Raw genomic sequence first — 19,160 nt, 5'->3', positions numbered from 1 at the left:
CCCGGTGGCCCTTCCGTCGAACCCTGATGAGGCGTCACTCGGACTCGATGGTTCTGCCAAAGTTTGGCTAGAACTTTACGAATCTATGCTCATTTAAAACAAACTCTTGCCTTTTGTGCCCATTGTCATGAATGAATGGTCATCGTCCAGTCCATTGAGACGCGACCACGGGAGCTCGGGGGAGCCATGCGTGCACAACCGCGGTCCTGCCACCCCCACCCGGCGTGGCTCGCTCGTGTCTTACGCAGCGGAGGAGCACCAAAGTGGGAACATCCGGCATACCGACCGCCACCGGGAGCCGACGGCACCTCACGGCCGTGGTACGGGAGCTGACGCACCGTCACCGGCCGACCCTCGACCGGGCCCGGGAGACCATTCGTACCCGGGCGCACTGGTCGCCCTATCCGGAGAACCCCGGCGCCTACGGCCCCGACGCGGAGGCCCGTGCCCGGGCCGCGCTCGCGGCCCTGCGCGGGCAGGTCTTCGACCTCGGCCAGCCAGGAAGGGACGGCCTCGTCGGACCCGCTCCCGCCGACGGCGGCGAGCGGTCCCCGTACGGGCCCGAACTGGCCATTTCCTACCCGCACCACGACCCCGGGGTCCTGCTGCCCGCCATGCGGCGCGCCATGCCGCAATGGCGGGATGCGGGGGTGACGGCCCGAGCGGCCGTGTGCGTGGAGATCCTGGCCCGCCTCAACGCCCGGGCACACGAGTTGGCCCTCGCCGCCGAACACACCAGCGGCCACAACCCGGTCATGGCCTTCCACGCCGGAGCCGTACACGCCCAGGACCGGGGGCTGGAGGCCGTCGCCTGGGCGGTGGAGGAGCAGACCCGGCTGCCCGGCTCCTTCGTGTGGAGCAAGCCCATGCCGGGCAGCGGGCCCTTCGTCCTGGACAAGACGTTCACGCTCCGGCCGCGCGGTGTGTCGTTATCGATCGGCAACAGCGTCTTCCCCGCCTGGAACGGCTACCCCGGCCTCTTCGCCTCACTGGCGACCGGTAACCCCGTCCTGGTCAAGCCGCACCCGAGCGCCGTACTGCCGCTCGCGCTGACGGTGCGGACGGCCAGGGAGGTGCTGCGCGAGGCGGGATTCGACCCGAATCTGGTGTGCCTGGCCGCCGAACGGCCCGGCGAGGGCCTGGCCCGCCACCTCGCCGTTCACCCCGATGTACGGATCGTGGACTACGCGGGCACCACCGCCTTCGGTGACTGGCTGCGCCGAAACGCCACCCAGGCACGGGTGTTCACCAGCACCTCGGCCGTCAACAGCCTGCTCATCGATTCCACCGACGACTACCGGGGCATGCTGGCCAACCTGGCCTTCGGGCTCGCCCTCTACAGCGGCCAGCTCTGCACCAGCCCGCAGAACCTGCTGATCCCCCGCGACGGCATCGCCACCGACGAGGGGCACAGGTCCTTCGACCAGGTGGTGGCGGACCTCGGCACCGCGCTGCGGGAGCTGCTCGCGGACGACGCCACCGCGGTCTCCGTCCTCGGCGCCCTCCTCTCGACCGAGGTGCTGACACGTGTCGACAAGGCCGCGTCGGGCGCGCTCGGCAAGGTGGCCGTGCCCCCGCGCGCGGTGGTCCACCCCGACCACCCGGAAGCGGTCGTGCGCACCCCTGCCGTCGTGACGCTGGACGGGACGCGCCCCGGCGACCTGGCCACCCTGTCCACCGAGTGGCTGGGCCCCGTGTACTTCGCGGTCGCTGTCGACTCGGCGGCCGCGGGCATCGAACTGCTGGCGCGTACCGCCCGGGAGCGGGGAGCCCTTTCGGCCGGCGCCTGGACCACCTCGGCGGACGTCGAGTCGGCCCTGGAGGACGCCTGCGCCGAGGCCGGCGTCATGCTGTCGTTCAATCTCATGGGCCAGTGGTACATCACCCAGTCCGCCGTCTACTCCGACCTGCACGGTACGGGCCTGAACCCAGCGGCCGACGCGGTGTACTGCGACGCCGCCTTCGTCTCCGGCCGGTTCCACACGGTGGGGGTCCGGCGTCACCGCGCCACGAGCTGAGCACGCGGCGCCGGCGTGTGCCGGGCCTGGCATGAGCCCCGCCTCGCCCGTCGCGGGAGCCGCGCGCGTGTCCCTCACCGATGCCCCGGAAGCCGAGCGGTTCCGGCATGGGCGCGCCACGGGCCGAGCCCGGTGTCGGCACCGGCGTTCCACGAGCCGGGCGGTAGCACCACTTCGGGGGCCGAGCGCGGGCCGCCCGGCTCGTCCGTGTCCGCCTCTCTCTTCGCAGCTGTCCTGACCTTCAGGGAGTCACCCCATGCTCTCGACACTCGCCCCTCCTCTCGATCCTCCGCTGCGCGGCCGCGAGCGTGAACTCGCCCGGTTCGCCGCCGTCCTCGAAGCGACCCGCCTCGGCGGTTCGGCCCTGGTCCTCGTGGAGGCGCCGCCGGGCTACGGCAAAACCCGGTTCCTGCGCGTGTGCATGGACCTGGCCGAGCGGCTGGGCTATGCCGTGGCCGGACCGGCCGACGCCCATGCCCCGGTCCCCCGCATCCCCGGGGCCCGGCAGGCCGGCCCGCTTCCGGGCCGCCGCCGGGTCCCCGCCGCCCCACGCACCCCTGGTGAGCCGGTGCTCGTCGTGCTGGACGAGTTCCAGGACCTGGACGTGGGTACCGGGCCCATGCCCGGCCCCTTCGCCGGGTGGGGCGTCCAGCACGACCGGGTCGTCTGGCTGGCGGCACACCGCACCGACACAGGTCAGGACCGGCGCGGCGCCCTGCTGTCGGACCCGCGTCGCCGCTACGAGCGTCTCGCCCTGGGCCCGCTCGGCCCCGCGGCCGCGCTGGAACTGGCGGCGGACGTCCTGGGCGTCCCGCCCGGTCCGGCGGTGGCCCGTTTGGTGGGGCGGGCCGGCGGGCACCCCCGGATGCTCACCGAACTGCTGGTCGGCATGCGGGAAGAGGGCACCATCCGCACCGACGGCGTCGAGGCCGAACTGACCGGCGACCGGCTGCCGGACCGGGTGCGCGCCCGGGTGCGCACGACGCTCGCCCAGTTCTCCCGGGAGTGCCGGCAGTTCCTGAGCGTGGCGGCCGTCCTGGGGACCGAGGTGGAGTACACCGAACTGGCGGCCATGCTGGGCCGTCCGCTCTCCGCGTTGCTGCCGGTCATGGAGGAGGCGTGCGCCACCGGCGCGGTGCGGCACGCGGCCGACCGTCTCGCCTTCCACAGCGACCTCATGCGCCAGGCGGTCCACGACGCGGTGCCGAACGCGCTCAAGCGGGTGCTGCACCAGGAGGTCGCCCTGCTGCGCGCGGCCGGCGGTGTCCGGCGGTGCCCGCACGACTCGGCGGGAGGCGGGGACACCCCTTGGCCCGGTGCGGTGGCCGGGCGCGGCCCCGTCCCCACCGGCGCCCACCGCTCGGGCGGCGGGTCGCCCCTGCCCGCCACCGGCTGCCCCGCGGGGCCGGAAACCCGAGCCGACTCGGAGGGAGCCGACGGTGCGTGCGGGACACCGGCGGCGCACCCGGCGCAGAGAGCCGCCCCTGCCCGCGGGCCCCGGCTCAGCAGGCAGCAGCGGGACGTGGTCCACCTCGTGTCCGAGGGCCTGACCAACCAGCAGATGGCCAGCCGGCTCGGGCTCTCTCCGCACACCGTCAACTACCACCTGCGGCGGCTCTTCAAGAGCTACGGGGTGAACTCCCGGATCGACCTGCTCAGGGCGGTCGCGGAACACCACGGTCCGCCGGCCGGCGCACCACTCGCCCCCGCCCTGCTGGCCCCCCTCACCGCCTCCATCCCGTCCACGACCTCCACGACCTCCACCACCGACCCCTCCTGAGCCGCTCCCGTCCCTGCCACCGCCGCCCTGCCGGTCGGTCCCGTCCGCCCGCCCGGCCGCCGCCCCGTCCACACCGTGTCTCGCTCGTCCACTTCTGGAGACAACAGATGAACGCCCTGGTACTCCCGTCCTCCTGGCCCGCCCACGCGCCCGCCCCCGAACGGCGTACCGCCTGGCTGCGGGACGCCTTCGCGACTCAACCCGACGACGGAAAGTCCCCCGCGCTGCGGGGCGACGTCCGCTGTGACATCTGCATAGTCGGCGGCGGCTACACCGGCCTGTGGACCGCCCTGGAGATCCTGCGCCGGGCGCCCGGCACCGACATCGTGCTGATCGACGCCGATGTCTGCGGAGGCGGCGCCAGCGGCGCCAACGCCGGTTACCTGATGCCCATGTGGGCCCGGTTCAGCAGCCTGGTCGCCCTCAGCGACCATGAGGAGGCACGCCGCCTGGGGGAGGCGTCCGAGCGGGCCGTGGACGAGATCCTGGACTTCGTCGACGAACACGGCATCGACGCCGAGTACCGGCGCGGTCCCTGGCTGTGGGCGGCCTCGTCCAAGGCCCAGCGCGGTGCCTGGCACACGACCCTGGAGGACCTGGCCCGGGCCGGTGTCGAGCCGCTGCGAGAACTGAGCCCGGACCAGGCGCGCCGGGCGGTCGGCACCCCGTCCCACTTCGGGGCGGTGGCCGATCCCCACTGCGCCACGCTGCAGCCCGCCAAGCTGGTACGCGGCATGCGGCGCGTGGCGCTGGACCAAGGCGTACGGATTCACGAGCACACCCCGCTGACCGGGCTGCGCCGGGAGAACGGCGCCACTGTGGCGGTGGCACCCCGCGCCACGATTCGCGCCGACCGGGTCGTGTTGGCGATCAACGCCTGGGCGGGCCAGTTGGAGGAGCTGGCCGACCGGATGGTCACGGTGGCCAGCGACACGGTCCTGACGGTGCCGGTGCCGGACCGGCTCGCCGAGATCGGCTGGCGGGACGCGACCTCCGTGTGCGACGCCCGCAAGCGGCTGAACTACTACCGCACCACTGCGGACGGCCGACTGGTGTTCGGCAAGGGTGGCGTCGGGCTGGCCCCCGGCAACTCGGGCGCGAGCACCATGTGGGGCGGCGCCCGGCGCCCCGGCGAGGTGCGGCGCCAGTTCCTGCGGCTCTTCCCCGACCTGCGGGACGTACCGGTGGACATGATGTGGACGGCACCGGTGGAGTACGCGGTCACCTCGGTACCGTTCGCCGGTTGGCTGCGCTCCGTGCCGGGTGTCTGCTACGCCACCGGGTATTCGGGAGACGGGGTGGGCCCCTCCCGGCTGATGGCCAGAGTTCTGGCCTCGCTCGTGCTCGGCACCCACGACGAGTGGTCCCGGTCGGCCTTCGCCCGGCCCCCGGGCGGCGCCCTCCCCGGCGAGCCGGTGCGGTACGCCGGCTCCCACCTGGCCCTCGCGGCACTGCGGGCGGTGGAGAGGCGGGAGGACCGGGGAGCGTTCGTACCGGGGCCGGTCACACGGCTGATGTCCATCGACCCGTCCGCCTTCCGCCGCTGAGTCCGGGGCACCTCCGCCCTGCTGCCGGTCCCGGCCCTGCGGCGGGCCGCCTCGTCACCGGTCCGGGCAGCCACCCGCCCGGGAGCCGATGCGCTCCGCCGCCGGATCCGCCGGGCGGGCCATGTCCGCGCAGGCGTGGCTACTCGTTCGAGTAGCCGCGCCCGGCATAACGCCGCGAAGCCGACGGAACGCCGTCCCGGTGCCCCCCCGGCACCCGGTTAGCGTGCACGGATGACGCACTCTCAGTTCAGTTCGCCCGCCCCCCTCGTCGTGGGCTCGGGACCGGCCGTGGTCCTGGCGCACGGCGCCGGCAGCGACGTACGGGACAGCTACGGCCCCGTCCTGGACGAGCTGGCCCGGCGGCACACGGTCATCGGCCCGGACTACCCGGGCTCCGGCGACACCCCGCTGTCGGACGCCCCCCTGTCCCTGGACGCCCTCGCCGACCACGTGGTGGCGGCCGGGGTCCGGGCGGGCGCGTCGACCTTCGCCGTGTCGGGCTTCTCCATGGGAACGACCGTCGCCGTACGGGCGGCGGTACGGCACCCGGACCGGGTGACCGCCCTCGTCCTGTCGTCCGGGTTCGCCCGGCCCAACGCCCGGCTGCGGCTGGTCATCGACGTCTGGCGGGCGCTCGGCCGCACGGACGACAGCCGCACGCTGGCGGCCTACCTGTCCCTGGTGGTCGGGGGCGCGAGCTGGCTGGACGAACGCACCCCGGAGGAGCTGGAGGAGCAGCTCACCCTCTTCGCGGCCGGTCTGCCACCCGGGACCGACCAGCAGCTGGCGCTCTTCGACACCCTCGACGTGACAGCCGACCTGCCCGCGATCAAGGTGCCCACCCTGGTCGTCTCGCCGCTGGAAGACGTGCTCACCACCCCGGCACACTCCCGTGAGCTGGCCGACGGCATCCCCGGCGCCGAACTGGCCACCCTGGACTGCGGCCACGCCATCGCCGCCGAGCGACCGGCCCGGTGGGCCGCGCTGATCACGGCCTTCCTGGCCCGTACCGCCGGCACCGTGTCAGGTGACGCGGCCGCGACGGCGGTGTTCCCGCCCGGCCGCTGACCTGGGCGGTTGTTCCAGGCCGGCGGCGCGGGGGTCAGCCGCCCGAGGTCGCGAGGCCGCTGACGGTTTCCCGGATGGTCGGACGGCGGTACAGCTCCTTCAGCCGCAGCGACGGCAGGCCCCGCGCGCGCAGGGCCGCACCTATGCGGACGGCGAACAGGGAGTTGCCGCCCAGCTCGAAGAAGTCGTCGTCCAGGCCGACCGGCACGCCCAGGACCTCGCTCCAGATCTCCCGCAGCCGCTCGGTGAGGTCGACGTCGTCGGTGACGGGCCCGGTGTCCCGCGCCGGCGGGCGGGGCGCGGCGGGCGCGGCGGGTGCGGGGAGCCGTTCCGGGTCGAGCTTTCCGTTGGGCGTCAGCGGGAGCGCGTCCAAGGAGGTGACCGTGGTGGGGAGCATGTGGTCGGGGAGGATGCCGGCTGCCCGCTTGCGGACTGTGCCGGGGTCGCCGCCGGAGAGGACCACGTAGGCGTCGATCCGGGCGGTGGCGGCATCGGCCGGGTCGACGCGGCGCACCACGACGGCCGCCGTCCGCACGTCCGGGTCCTCCAGCAGGACCGAGCGGATCTCGTCCAGCTCGATGCGGAAGCCGCGGATCTTCACCTGGCTGTCGATGCGCCCGAGGTGTTCGAGGCAGCCGTCCGGGCGGAGGCGTCCCAGATCGCCGCTGCGGTACATGATGCCGCCGGTGACCGGGTCGGGTACGAACCGCTGCGCGGTCAGGTCCGGCCGGCCCAGGTAGCCGAGCGCGACTCCGGCGCCGCCGACGTGGATCTCGCCCGCCACTCCGGGCGGCAGCAGGCGTCCGGCCGCGTCCAGCACGTAGAGGTGCCAGCCGGGCAGGGCGCGTCCCACGGACCGGGTGCCGGCGAGCGCCAGTCGCCGGGTGAGGGTCTGCTCGGTGACGTGGACGGTGGTCTCGGTGATGCCGAACATGTTCACCGTCCGGCACACCGACTCGGGGTGCCGGTCGAACCAGGGCAGCAGCATGCGCGCGTCGAGTGGTTCGCCGCCGAACACGACCAACCGGACCCCGACCTCGGTGTGGTCCACGTCCAGCAGCTGGGCGAAGGCCGACGGGGTCTGGCTCAGCACGGTGACCTTCTCGGACACCAGCAGATCGCGGAAACGGTCGGGTTCCCGGGAGACGAAGTACGGCACCACGACCAGCCGTCCGCCGGTCAGCAGGCAGCCCCAGATCTCCCATACCGAGAAGTCGAAGGCACTGGAGTGGAACCAGGTCCATACGTCCGCTTCGCCGAGCCCGTACTCGTCGCGGGTCGCGTCGATCAGGGCGATCACGTTGCGGTGCGGCACCTCGACGCCCTTGGGGCGGCCGGTGGAGCCGGAGGTGTAGATGACGTAGGCGGCGGTGTCCGGTGTGACGGTGGCCGGCGGGACCGGGGCGTCGCCGGGCTCCGGCGCCGTGTCGAGCAGCTCGTCCGGTGTCATCGGCACGCAACCTGTCACCTCCGGGAACTCCGGCAGGCGGGTGATCACCACGCCCAGTCCCGCGTCCCGTGCCGTGTGGGCGAGCCGGTCCGCCGGGTAGGCGGGGTCGACGGGCACGTAGGTCGCGCCGGCCTTCAGCACGGCGAGGAGGGTGACGACGAGTTCGGCGGTGCGCTCCAGGCACACGCCCACCCGGTCGCCGGCCGTGACACCGTGCTCGCGCAGGCCCCGTGCCAACCGAGCGGCACGGTCGTCGAGTTCGCGGTAGGTCAGGCCGGCGCCGCCCTCGGCGACGGCGATGCGGTCCGGAGCCGCCGCCACGATCCGTGTGAACGCCTCGGGCACGCTCATCGCCGTGGTGACCAGACGGCGGGGCGGGCGACCGAGTGCCGCCACGCGGTCGCGTTCGGCCTCGTCCAGCAGATCGATGTCGTCGACCGCGGTCCGGGGAGAACGCAGGACATGCCGGTGCACTCGCACCAGGTGCCGGGTGAACTGTGCGGCGATCTCCGTGGAGACGTGTCCGCCGACGTGGTCGCAGCGCAGCCGCCAGCCGTCGGCGTCCTTGAAGACCGACAGGGTGAGCGCGAACGGCGGTGCCAGACAGGGCACGTACACGCCGGGCAGCTCCGCCTCGTCGAAGAGCAGGCCGACGAGCGCGGGCCCGTCCGTGGCCGTGGGCTTCAGCTCACCGAGCGTGGGGGCTTCCCGCACGGTGAAGGAGCCGTGGTCCGTGCCGATGACCGGCGAGGTCTCGGGGTCGTAGCGGCGCAGGGTGACGGCGAGGGCCGCGAGCCAGCTCGCCTCGTCGCCCCCTTCGTCCAGGGAGAAGAGGTGAGGGACGGTGGGGCCGTCGTGGCCGAGCCCCCAGGCGGGGGCGGGAGCGAACGAGGATGCCTCGGGGACGGGTCGCCGGGTGTTCGCTTCGACGGACTCGCCGGCCGCCAGACGTGCGAGGGCCCTGCGGTCCCACCGGTCGCGCGGGGCCACGAGGATCAGGTCGCACGGGCCGTCGGCGTAGCGCAGCAGGACTCCGCGCGGTCCGTCGGCGGGGCGGGCGAGTTCGGCGGCGCGGCGCCGCTCGGCGAGCGCGTCCGCCGCCGGCACGGGTACGTCCTCCGTCCACAGCCCCTCAGGGGCCGCCGAGTCCGGGGAACGGTCCAAGCGCACGCGCACCGCGTGGCAGCGTGCCGCGGGGAGGAGAGGGCCTGACACGGGGGTACTCCTTGTTGTTCAGAAGTCAGAAGTCAGAAGGGGGCCGGTACGGCGTGCGCGCTGCTCAGCGGGTGCTGAAGCCGCCGTCCACGGTCAGGACCGAGCCGGTGATCTGCCGGGACTCGTCCGAGGCGAGGAAGACGACCGCGGCGGCGACGTCCTCGGGTTCGATGAGGGCGTTCATGGGCTGGGCCTCGACGAAGGTCTTCTCGTGCTCGTGGACGGGTACGTCCAGTGCTCTGGCGATCTCGGCGAGCATCCGGCCCTCGGCGCCCGTGTCGTCGCGCACGGAGCCCGGGCAGATGGCGTTCACGCGTACCTTCGTCGGCGCGTAGTCGAGCGCGGCGGCCTTGGTGAGACCGATGACGGCGTGCTTGGCGGCGACGTATCCGGCGAAGTGCCGGTAGCCGACGAGTCCGGCGGTGGAGGCGATGTTGACGATGCTGCCGCCGCGCCGGGTGCTCATGGCCTTGCCGACCTCGCGGATCACCCGCCAGGCTCCGGAGAGGTCCACGTCGATCATCAGGGACCACTCGTCCTCGCTGATCTCGTGCACCGGTGTGCCCGAGGGCGCGGCGATGCCCGCGTTGTTGACGGCGACGTCGATCCGGCCGAACCGGTCCTCGGCGCGGGTCACCGCCTGCCGTACGGCGAGCAGGTCGCGGATGTCGGCCTCGGCGGTGAGGACCGCGGCCCCCGTCTCCCGGCACAGCGCGGCGGTGTGCTCCAACTGGCCCGGCGTGCCCAGCGGGTAGGGCACGCCGGGCAGGTCGGCGCAGATGTCCAGCAGGACGAGGTCGGCGCCCTCGGCCGCACAGGCGACCGCGATGGCCCGGCCGAGTCCGCGGGCGGCGCCGGTGACCAGGACCGACTTTCCGTGCAGACGCATCGGGAACTCCTTGAAGAACGTCGAGAACGGGGGAGGAGGGGGGTGGGGGGATGTCGAACGGAGCTACAGCACCGTCGAGACGATCAGCCGGACCAGCGTGGAGGCGGCGTCGGTCAGATACATGTGGCCGCCGGGAACCTCGACATGTTCGAAGTCGCGGCCGGCCACCTTGCTCCAGGACTCCGCGTCGTCGTAGCCGACCAGGTCGTCGTCCTCGCCGCGCACGACCGTGAGGGGCACGTTCAGCGGGAGATCGGTGCCGGGCACGTAGTTCTCGTGCATCTCGACGTCCGCGCGCAGGGCGGGCAGGATCATCTCCCGCATCTCCGGGTCGTCCAGCGCGGGATGGTGGTAGCCCGCGAACTCGCCGACGCGGGCGAGGAAGTCCTCGTCCGACAGGCCGGTGGCCCGTCGCTCGCGCCCCCGGGCGGGTTCCGGCGATCCGCTGACGAACAGATGGACGAGTTCGACGCCGGGTTCGTCGACCAGCCGGTGGGCGAGTTCGTAGGCGAGCACCGCGCCGAGGCTGTGCCCGAAGAGGGCCACCCGGCCGCCGTCCTCGGCGAGCCTGTCCCGCAGTTGCGCCAGCAGCCCGTCGACGGCCTGGTGCGCGTCCCGGTACGGCTCCTCGTCGATCAGCCGTTCCCGGCCCGGCAGTTGCAGCGCCATGATCTCCAGCGCGTCCCCCGCCAGGGCGACCCAGGGACGGTAGAACGAGGCGCCCGCCCCGGCGTACGGAAGGCAGATCAGCTTTGTCGTGTCAGGTGCGGTCATGGGTGCGGGTGTCTCCTTGCGAGTCGTGCGCGCCTCGTGGGCGGGGATTGCGCGGGGTGGGACCGGAGGCGAGCACGCCCGCGAGCTCCGCGGCCTCGGCGGCGGTGCGCATCGCGTCGGCGGCGCGGTCCGGGCCGGGCAGCCCGGGGCCGACCGGCATGAGGTTGAGCGTGGTGGCGCCGGCCTCGGCGAACGCCCTCATCCGCTCGGCGATCCGCTCCCGCGGCCCGAGCAGCGAGGTGGCGTCGAGGAAGTCGAGCGGTACGGCGGACATGGCGCCCGGGTAGTCACCGGCCAGGAACCTGTCCTGGACGGCACGGGCCTGGGGGCCGAAGCCCATGCGCTCGGCCAGCTGGGTGTAGTGGTTGTCCTCCCGGCCGCCCATGCCGCCGAGGTACAGCGCGGCATATCCCCGTACCCGCCGGGCACAGGCCCGCCAGTCGGCGCCGGTCACCAGGGGCACGCAGGGGGCGATGTCGAACCCGTCGAGGGCGCGCCCGGACTTCGCGAGGCCGGCCCGCAGGGGTTCGAGCTGCTTGGCGGCGTGGGCGGGTGAGAAGAACACCGGCAGCCAGCCGTCGGCGATCTCCCCGGCCAGTTCCAGGTTCCTCGGGCCGAGGGCGGCGAGGTAGACCGGGATCCGCTCGCGCGGCGGCCGGATGGTCAGGGTGAGCGCCTTGCCGGGGCCGCCCGGCAGCGGAAGCGTGAAGTGCCTGCCTTCGTACTCCAGGGGTTCCCGGCGCAGCGCACGGCGCACCAGGTCGACGTATTCGCGGGTACGGCCCAGCGGTGAGCCGAATCCGACGCCGTGCCAGCCCTCCGAGACCTGAGGACCGGACACGCCGAGGCCGAGCCTGAACCGTCCGCCGGACAGCGTGTCGAGGGTGGCGGCGGTCATCGCCGTCATGGCGGGCGAGCGGGCGGGGATCTGCAGGACCGCGCTGCCGACGTCGATGCGGGACGTGCGGGCGGCGATCCACGACAGCACGGTGACGGCGTCGGACCCGTAGGCCTCCGAGACCCACACCGCCGAGTAGCCGAGATCCTCGGCCAGGGAGGCGAGCGGGAGGTTGGACGCGTCGTTGCCGCCGACCCAGTAGCCGAGGTTGAGGCCGAGACGCAGGGTGGGGACGGTCATGGATGCTCCTGTGCGAGCGCGAGGGCCGGTGTCCGGACCGGGCGCGGGACGGTCGGGGCCCGGCCAGGTCGTGGCACCGGGCTCGGTCGTGGCCGCGGTCAGCGGCTCGTGCGCGTGCGGTAACGCCATGTCGAGAGGGAGGTGAAGACGGCGATGAGCAGCACCGAGCAGCCCACGGTGTACAGCTCCGGGTGATGGGCGGGCCAGGCGTGCTGTATGGGAAAGCCCGGCGGGGGCGGGTTGCCGAAAAGCCGGCGCAGGGCGTTCGCCAGCGAGGTGATGGGGTTCCAGGCGGCCACGGTGGACAGCGGGCCGGGAAGGGTCGCTCCGGAGACGAACCCGGAGGAGATGAACGTCGCCGGGAACAGCCAGATCACCCCGAGGCTCCCTGCCACCTGGGAGTTCGGGGCGACCAGGGCGACGAAGACGCCGATCCACGACATCGCGAAGGAGAACAGGAGCACCAGCAGGATCCCGGCGGCCACCTCGACGGGGCCGGTGTGCGGGCGCCAGCCCATCAGCAGACCGCACGTGGTGGTGACGGCGACGCTCACCACGCAGGTGGTGAGGTCGGACGTCGTCCGGCCGAGCAGCAGGGCCACCCGGGAGATCGGCAGGGTGCGGAAGCGGTCGACCATGCCCTGGTCCAGGTCCCTCGAGAGCCCGACCGTGGTGAAGGTGGTGGTGAAGGCCCCCGTCTGGGCGATCAGCCCGGCGAACATGTACGAGCGGTAGGCCGTGCCGCCCAGGCTGTTGCCGAAGACGTACCCGATGAGCAGGGCGTACACCACCGGCTCGACCAGGCACGAGATGAGCAGTCCCGGAGTGCGCCGCAGGTGCAGCAGGTTGCGCAGGGCGAGGTCCGCGCTCTCCGCGACGACACGGAGCACGGGATTGCGCCGGGCGCGGGTCGGGACCGCGGGCGAGGGGAGACCGGTGGCAGGTGCGCCCCGGTGCGGGGAGCCTGCCTTGCGGACGTCGGTGGGCGTGGTCATCACGCCGCCTCCCGCCGGGTGCGGCTGGTCAGGCCGAGGAACACGTCGTCGAGCGTGCAGCGGCTGAGCCCGATCTCCAGTACGTCGATCTCCTCGCCCTCCAGCGCCGCGAGGGCGCGGCCCAGTGCGGCACGGCCGTCGGCGGCGGGCGCCTCCACGCGCCGGGCGGCGCGGTCCACCGTCGGTGTCGTACCGGTGGCCCGCGCGGCGGCACGAGCCGCCGCGTCGAGTTGGTGGTCCTCGGCGACACACACGACGAGCCGGTTTCCGGCGGCTGCCTTCAGTTCGTCGCTGGTGCCCTCCGCCACCACCCGCCCCCGGTCGATCACGGTGATCCGGTCGGCGAGACGGTCCGCCTCCTCCAGGTACTGGGTCGTCAGCAGGATCGTGGTGCCGCCGGCGACCAGTTCACCGACCGCCTCCCACGTGTCGAACCTGCTCTCGGGGTCGAGGCCGGTGGTGGGCTCGTCCAGGAGGACCAGGGGAGGGGCACAGACGAGGGCGGCGGCCAGATCCAGCCGTCGGCGCATACCGCCCGAGTAGGTGCCGGCAGGGCGCCCCGCGACATCGGTGAGCCGGAACCGGGACAGCAGGTCGTCGGCGACGCGGCGGGCCGCGGGGCGGCCCAGGCCGCGCAGTTTCGCGATCAGATAAAGGTTCTCGAAGCCGGTCAGCAAGCTGTCGACCGTCGAGTACTGGCCGGCCATTCCGATGGTGGAGCGTACTTTTTCTGGTTCTGTCGCCACATCCCAGCCATTCACGAAAGTGCGCCCGGAGTCCGGCTTGAGGAGCGTCGTCAAAATCTTTACCAGAGTGGTTTTACCGGCTCCATTCGGGCCCAGGAGGCCCATGACCTCACCTGGCTTCACCTCCAGGTCGACACCGCGTAATGCATGGCTCTCCTGGAATTTCTTGTGCAGGCCGTCTATGGCGACGGCCGGCGTGGTGGGGGTAGGCACAAGTCCGTTCTACGCCCGTCCGATGCGACAGTCGATCATGGGATCCTAAAGATTTCTTGGGCGTTCGATGATGTTACTTTGGCGTTGCTTGAGCTTTTCGGTACGGGATCGAGGACCATGATCACGTACGGTTCCTGTTGTGCGAGAATTACTCACGACACTGAGGGAACAGGTAGCGCGTAATCCGCAGCAGCCTGCCGTGACTTTCGTCTCGGAATTCGGTGACATCAGATGCGAGGTGCGCGACCGCGCGGAACTGGATCTGCATTCCCGGCGCATTGCCTCCTGGCTCCAGGAGCGATTCTCCGCAGGGGACCGAGCGCTGCTCCTCCACTCCCCGGGAATCGAATTCACCACCGCCTTCTCCGCCTGTGTCTACGCCGGCGTCATCGCCGTGCCCGCTCCGCTGCCGGGCCGCTACCGGCACGAGCGCCGCAGGCTCGCCGCCATCGCCCGCGACGCGGGGGTGAGTGTCATCCTGACCCAGCGGAGCGATCTCCCGGACGTGGAGAAGTGGGTGGCCGAGGAGGGCGTCGTCGGGGTGGTCTGCCACCCGACCGACACCGGTGAGGGAGACCCGGATGCCTGGATCGCTCCCGGGGTCGCGCCCGAGATGCCGGCGCTGCTCCAGTACACGTCGGGTTCGACCGGCGATCCCAAGGGCGTCGTCGTCACCCAGGGCAACCTGGTCGCCAACGTCGAACGGATGGTGGCCGCGTTCGGGAACGACAGTGGCACGACGTACGGCGGCTGGATCCCCCTGTACCACGACATGGGGCTGATCGGCCTGATGCTGCCCGGCCTCCTGTCCGGCAGCGGGTACGTCCAGATGGACCCCATGTCCTTCCTGCGCCGCCCGTACCACTGGCTGCGGATGCTGGACGCCTGTGACGTCGGATTCACCGCCGCGCCCGACTTCGGCTACGAGCTGTGCGTCCGACGCGTCACCGACGAGCAGCTGGCCACGCTCGACCTGTCCCGGGTCAAGGCCGCCGACGGCTCGGAACCGGTCCGCGCCGACGTGGTCGCCGCCTTCACCGAGAGGTTCGCCCGCGCGGGACTGCGGCCCGACGCGCTCATCCCCGTGTACGGCCTGGCCGAGGCGACACTGATGGCCTCCGCCACCACCGGGCGGGCGCCCCTGCGCACCACGGTCGACGCCTCGGCTCTGGAGAACCTGGAGCTGCGGCAGGCCGACGGCACGGAACCGTCCCGCGTGCTCGTGGGATGCGGGGCGCCGACCGGCTCAGACGTACAGGTCGTCGATCCCGACACCGGGGACGCCCTGCCCGAGGGCCGGATCGGTGAGATCTGGCTCAGCGGCCCCTGCGTCACCGCGGGTTACTGGGAGAACGAGGCCGCCACCGACACCACGTTCCGGGCGAACACCACGGACGGACGCGGTCCGTTCCTGCGCACGGGCGACCTCGGCGGCCTGCTCGACGGTGACCTCTACATCACCGGCCGCCGCAAGGACGTCCTCGTCCTGCACGGGCGCAATCTGCACCCCGCGGACATCGAGTACGAACTGCGTTCCCAGCACGAGGAGTTGGAGGGACTGCACGGGGCCGTCTTCATGGTCGGGGACGACGACGGCGTGGACACCGCTCCGGCGATCGTCGTCGTGCACGAGATCCGTGCCCACTGGGGTGCCGAGCGGCTGAGCCGGATCGCCGTCGACATGAAGCAGACCGCGGCCCGGGAGTTCGGTGTGCCGGTCGCGGCGGTCGCCCTGGTGCGGCCCGGCGGCGTCCGGCGGACCACGAGCGGGAAGGTGCAGCGCTCGGCGATGCGTGCCCTCTACCTCGCCGGAGAACTGGGCACCCTGTACCTCGGTGAGGACCGGTTGCTCACCCTGGCCCTGGCGGAACACCGGCGGGTGACCGCACGATGACCACCACGGCTGATCTGGAGACCCTGCTCGCCGCCCACGAGAGCGACGCCTTCTCACCCGACGCGCTCGCCGAGCTCGACGACCGTGAGGAGTTCCCCGACGGCGCGGTCCGCCTCCTCGACGACGCGGGAATGCCCACCCACTACGTCCTGTCCCCGGACGGCGACTTCAGCGAGACGGTACGGCTGCTGCGCGAGGTCGCCCGCCGTGATCTGACCGTGGCCATCGCCCACGGCAAGACGTTCCTCGGGTCGGCCCCGGTGTGGGTGGCCGGCACCCCGGATCAGGCCGCCCGGCTCGCCGAGCGGGTACGCGGGGGCGAGGCCGTCTGCTGGGGGCTGACCGAGCGTGACCATGGCGCCGACCTGCTCGCGAGCGAGTTCGCGGCGGTGGCCGAGACCGGCGCGGGTGTGGATGCAGAGGCAGACGCCGAGGCAGACGCGGACGCGGACGCAGCGGGTGGCGGCTGGCGGCTCACCGGCGAGAAGTGGCTCATCAACAACGCCACCCGCTCCACCCTCGCCTGCGTCCTGGCCCGCACCGACCCGGCGGGCGGCGGACGGGGCTTCAGCCTCTTCCTCGTGGACAAGCGCCGACTGCCCGAGGGCGCCTGGCGGAACCTGCCGAAAATCCGTACGCACGGCATCCGCGGCGCCGACATCAGCGGCTTCGCCCTCGACGGCGCCCCGGTGCCCGCCGACGCCCTCGTCGGCGAAGAGGGCGACGGGATCGCCGTGGTCCTCAGAACGCTCCAGCTCACCCGCATCGCGTGCACGGCGCTCTCCCTCGGCGCCGCCGACCACGCCCTGCGGTTGGCCCGCGACTTCGTCACCGGACGCGAGCTGTACGGCCGACGCCTCGCGGACGTCCCGCACGTACGGCGCATCCTCGGCCGGGCGGCCGCCGCGGCGCTGACCGCCGAAGCGGTGAGCGCGCTCTCCGCCCGCTCGGTGCACACCCTGCCCGGGGAACTGAGCGCGATCTCGGCGATCACCAAGGCGTACGTGCCGACGCTGACCCAGGAGACGCTTCTCTCGCTCGGCGAACTGCTGGGCGTACGCGGCTTCCTCACCTCGCCGCCCGGCGGCGGCTTCGCCAAACTGGAACGCGACCACCGCATCTGCGCGATCTTCGACGGCAGCACGGTCGTCAACCGCGCCGCCGTCCTCCACCAGATGCCGCGCCTGGGCCGTCAGTTGAGCCGCCGCCGGGCCGACACCGAAGGCCTGCGGGCCGCCGCCGACCTCACCGCCCCCCTGCCCCTGTTCGACCGCGACCGGCTGACGCTGCTGTCCGTCACGGGATGCAGCGCCGTGCAGACCCTGCCGGACACGGCGGCACGCATGGTGGAGCAAGGGCCACCCCAGGCGGGCCCGCTCATCGCCCGGCTGCTCACCGAACTCGCCGGGCTGGAGACGGAGTCGGCGGACTTCGTGCCGTCGACGGGTGGACTGCCCACCGCCGCCTTCGGCCTCGCCGAACGCTACGAACGCGCCTACGCCGCTGCCGCCTGCCTGCTGCTGTGGCTGGAGAACCCGCCGCTGCGCACCGGACGACTCGGTACGGACGGTCTGTGGCTGCGGGCCTGCCTGACCTCCCTGCTCGGCGAGGACGACAGCGACGTGTTCGGCGCCCTGGCCGACGTCGTACTCGGCATGCCCACACCGGAGTTCACCCTGTGGGGAGGCACCGCATGACCACCACGACCGGCCTCGCACCCAAGCGCGCCGACGAACTGGAGCACCTGCTCGGCAGCCTCTCCAACCCGGCCAACCCCACGGGTACCGAGGCCGTTCTCGCCGCGGACGAGCGCGCGGAGATGCTCGCCGCCGGAGAGGCGCTGCTGCACGCCTACGGGCTGAACGCCGAGTTCGTACCACCCCAGCTGGGCGGCCGTCTGGAGCGGGCCGACCACCTGTGCGAGGTCATGCGCACGCTCTACCGACGTGACCCCGCGCTCGGCCTCGGCTACGGCGCCAGCTCGCTCATCGCCTCGGTCACCCTGTGGACCGCCGGCGACGCACAGCAGACCGGGCACGCCGCCCGCCTGCTCCTGGACGGCCGGCGTATCGCCATCGCCTTCCACGAACTGGCCCACGGCAACGACATGGCGGGCACGGAGTTCGCCGCCACCGCCGCACCCGACGGACTGCGCCTGAGCGGCCGCAAGGAGGTCGTCACCAACATCGGGCGCGCCGACGCCATGGTCGTCCTCGCCCGCACCGACACCCGGCCCGGACCGCGCAGCCACTCCCTGATCCTCGTCGACCGTGCGAGCGCCGACCCCGCACACCTGACCGACCTGCCGCGCTTCGGTACCGTCGGCATGCGGGGAGTGCAGCTCGGCGGCCTGCGTTTCGACGACCTGCCCGTGCCCGCCTCCGCGGTCCTCGGTCCGGCCGGCTCCGGCCTGGAGACCGCGCTGAAGGCCCTCCAGATCACCCGCACGGTCCTGCCCACGATGGCCACCGGGATCCTCGACACCGGACTGCGCGTCACCGTGGACCACCTGACACGGCGCCGGCTGTACGGCGGCCCGGCCACCGCACTCCCGCATGTCCGCTCGGTGCTGGCCGGCGTCTTCGCCGACCTGCTGCGTGCCGAGGCGCTCGGCGCGGTCGGCGCCCGTGCGCTGCACCTGGTGCCCGGCGCGGCGAGCGTGTACGCCTCCGCGGTCAAGTTCGAGGTGTCCCGTCTGCTGCTGGAGGCCATGGACCGGCTCGCGGAACTTCTGGGCGCCCACTTCTACCTGCGCGAAGGGCCGACCGCACTGTTCCAGAAGCTGCTGCGCGACCTCGCCCCCGTCGGCTTCGGGCACATCGCGCGCGCCGCCTGCCAGATGAGCCTGCTGCCCCAGCTGCCCCTGCTGGCCCGCCGCACCTGGTCCCGCCCCGGCACCGAGGCGCCGCCCGACGTGTTCGCGCTCGCGGAACCGCTGCCGCCCCTGCGGTACGACCGGCTGGCCCTGCACGCCGCGGGCCGCGACCCCGTCATGGGATCCCTCCCTGCCCTGGCCGACGCGTCCTGGGCACCCGAGCACGACGACGTACGTGCGGCGCTCCGCGACGACCACGTCGAACTGGCCGAACTGGCCGCCGTATGCGGGCAGTTGTCGCCGGCGGAACTCGGCGTCGACGCCCGCCCCGAACACTACGACCTGGTCACCCGGTACGTGCGCCTCCTGTCCCGCACCGCCTGTGGGCAGGTATGGCGGCACGCCCGGCCGGACGACTTCCTGGCCGACCCCACCTGGCTGAGGGCGGCCCTGTGCCGCTCGGCGCCGGGTCCGCACCGGCCGGGCCCGCTGCCCGCCGAGGTCGAGGACAGGCTCTTCGCCGAACTCCTGGACCGCCGGGACACCGGTCGCTCCTTCGGCCTGACCGGGAGACCGCTCGCCGTGTGAGAACCGGCCGTCGGCCGCCCGAGGGCCGCC

13 protein-coding genes are annotated in these 19,160 nt (G+C 72.8%); 7 read left to right on the top strand and 6 right to left on the bottom strand.

All coding sequences use genetic code 11. The features are described 5' to 3' along the window. Positions 1–317 precede the first annotated feature (317 nt). From paaN to JIX56_RS19255, 4 genes are all read left to right on the top strand, one after another. On the top strand, positions 318–2,018 hold the full coding sequence (gene paaN / locus JIX56_RS19270; RefSeq protein ID WP_443032055.1) for a phenylacetic acid degradation protein PaaN: 1,701 nt from the start codon (positions 318–320) through the stop codon (positions 2,016–2,018). A 256-nt stretch (positions 2,019–2,274) separates the two neighbouring features. After that, positions 2,275–3,798, top strand: a complete 1,524-nt coding sequence (locus JIX56_RS19265; RefSeq protein WP_257542311.1) for a helix-turn-helix transcriptional regulator — start codon at positions 2,275–2,277, stop codon at positions 3,796–3,798. Between the two features lie 107 nt (positions 3,799–3,905). Further along, positions 3,906–5,345: an NAD(P)/FAD-dependent oxidoreductase gene (locus JIX56_RS19260; RefSeq protein WP_257542309.1), complete on the top strand. Its 1,440-nt coding sequence runs from the start codon at positions 3,906–3,908 to the stop codon at positions 5,343–5,345. A 231-nt stretch (positions 5,346–5,576) separates the two neighbouring features. Beyond that, on the top strand, positions 5,577–6,413 hold the full coding sequence (locus tag JIX56_RS19255) for an alpha/beta fold hydrolase (RefSeq protein WP_257542307.1): 837 nt from the start codon (positions 5,577–5,579) through the stop codon (positions 6,411–6,413). A gap of 34 nt (positions 6,414–6,447) precedes the next feature. Here JIX56_RS19255 and JIX56_RS19250 read toward each other — a convergent pair whose 3' ends face one another. From JIX56_RS19250 to JIX56_RS19225, 6 genes are all read right to left on the bottom strand, one after another. Beyond that, positions 6,448–9,078 carry a non-ribosomal peptide synthetase gene (locus JIX56_RS19250; protein ID WP_257542305.1) on the bottom strand — a complete coding sequence of 877 codons (2,631 nt, stop codon included), beginning with the start codon at positions 9,076–9,078 and terminating at the stop codon, positions 6,448–6,450. A gap of 64 nt (positions 9,079–9,142) precedes the next feature. After that, positions 9,143–9,967, bottom strand: a complete 825-nt coding sequence (locus JIX56_RS19245; RefSeq protein ID WP_257542303.1) for an SDR family oxidoreductase — start codon at positions 9,965–9,967, stop codon at positions 9,143–9,145. 63 nt (positions 9,968–10,030) lie between these two features. After that, the gene (locus JIX56_RS19240; RefSeq protein ID WP_257542301.1) at positions 10,031–10,741 is read right to left on the bottom strand and encodes a thioesterase II family protein; all 711 of its coding nucleotides are present in this window, start codon (positions 10,739–10,741) and stop codon (positions 10,031–10,033) included. Next, positions 10,728–11,879, bottom strand: a complete 1,152-nt coding sequence (locus JIX56_RS19235; protein WP_257542299.1) for an LLM class F420-dependent oxidoreductase — start codon at positions 11,877–11,879, stop codon at positions 10,728–10,730. The genes JIX56_RS19240 and JIX56_RS19235 overlap by 14 nt, the downstream gene beginning before the upstream one ends. A gap of 98 nt (positions 11,880–11,977) precedes the next feature. Next, complete coding sequence (locus tag JIX56_RS19230; RefSeq protein WP_443031843.1) at positions 11,978–12,877, bottom strand: ABC transporter permease; 900 nt, start codon at positions 12,875–12,877, stop codon at positions 11,978–11,980. Then, positions 12,874–13,743 carry an ABC transporter ATP-binding protein gene (locus JIX56_RS19225; RefSeq protein WP_443032054.1) on the bottom strand — a complete coding sequence of 290 codons (870 nt, stop codon included), beginning with the start codon at positions 13,741–13,743 and terminating at the stop codon, positions 12,874–12,876. The genes JIX56_RS19230 and JIX56_RS19225 overlap by 4 nt, the downstream gene beginning before the upstream one ends. A gap of 229 nt (positions 13,744–13,972) precedes the next feature. Between JIX56_RS19225 and JIX56_RS19220 the strand changes: the two genes are divergently transcribed. The 3 genes from JIX56_RS19220 to JIX56_RS19210 are packed head-to-tail and all read left to right on the top strand — an operon-like array spanning position 13,973 to position 19,130. Further along, positions 13,973–15,727, top strand: coding sequence for a fatty acyl-AMP ligase (locus JIX56_RS19220; RefSeq protein WP_257542294.1), 1,755 nt, complete (start codon positions 13,973–13,975; stop codon positions 15,725–15,727). After that, positions 15,724–17,424: an acyl-CoA dehydrogenase gene (locus tag JIX56_RS19215; protein WP_257542292.1), complete on the top strand. Its 1,701-nt coding sequence runs from the start codon at positions 15,724–15,726 to the stop codon at positions 17,422–17,424. The genes JIX56_RS19220 and JIX56_RS19215 overlap by 4 nt, the downstream gene beginning before the upstream one ends. Further along, a complete protein-coding gene (locus JIX56_RS19210; RefSeq protein WP_257542290.1) occupies positions 17,421–19,130 on the top strand; it encodes an acyl-CoA dehydrogenase in 1,710 nt (569 codons plus the stop codon). The genes JIX56_RS19215 and JIX56_RS19210 overlap by 4 nt, the downstream gene beginning before the upstream one ends. Positions 19,131–19,160: the final 30 nt, after the last annotated feature.

Origin of the sequence: Streptomyces sp. CA-210063 (genome assembly GCF_024612015.1) — a bacterium.
Lineage (GTDB): Bacteria > Actinomycetota > Actinomycetes > Streptomycetales > Streptomycetaceae > Streptomyces.
This window is presented reverse-complemented; position numbering and strand designations above follow the sequence as displayed.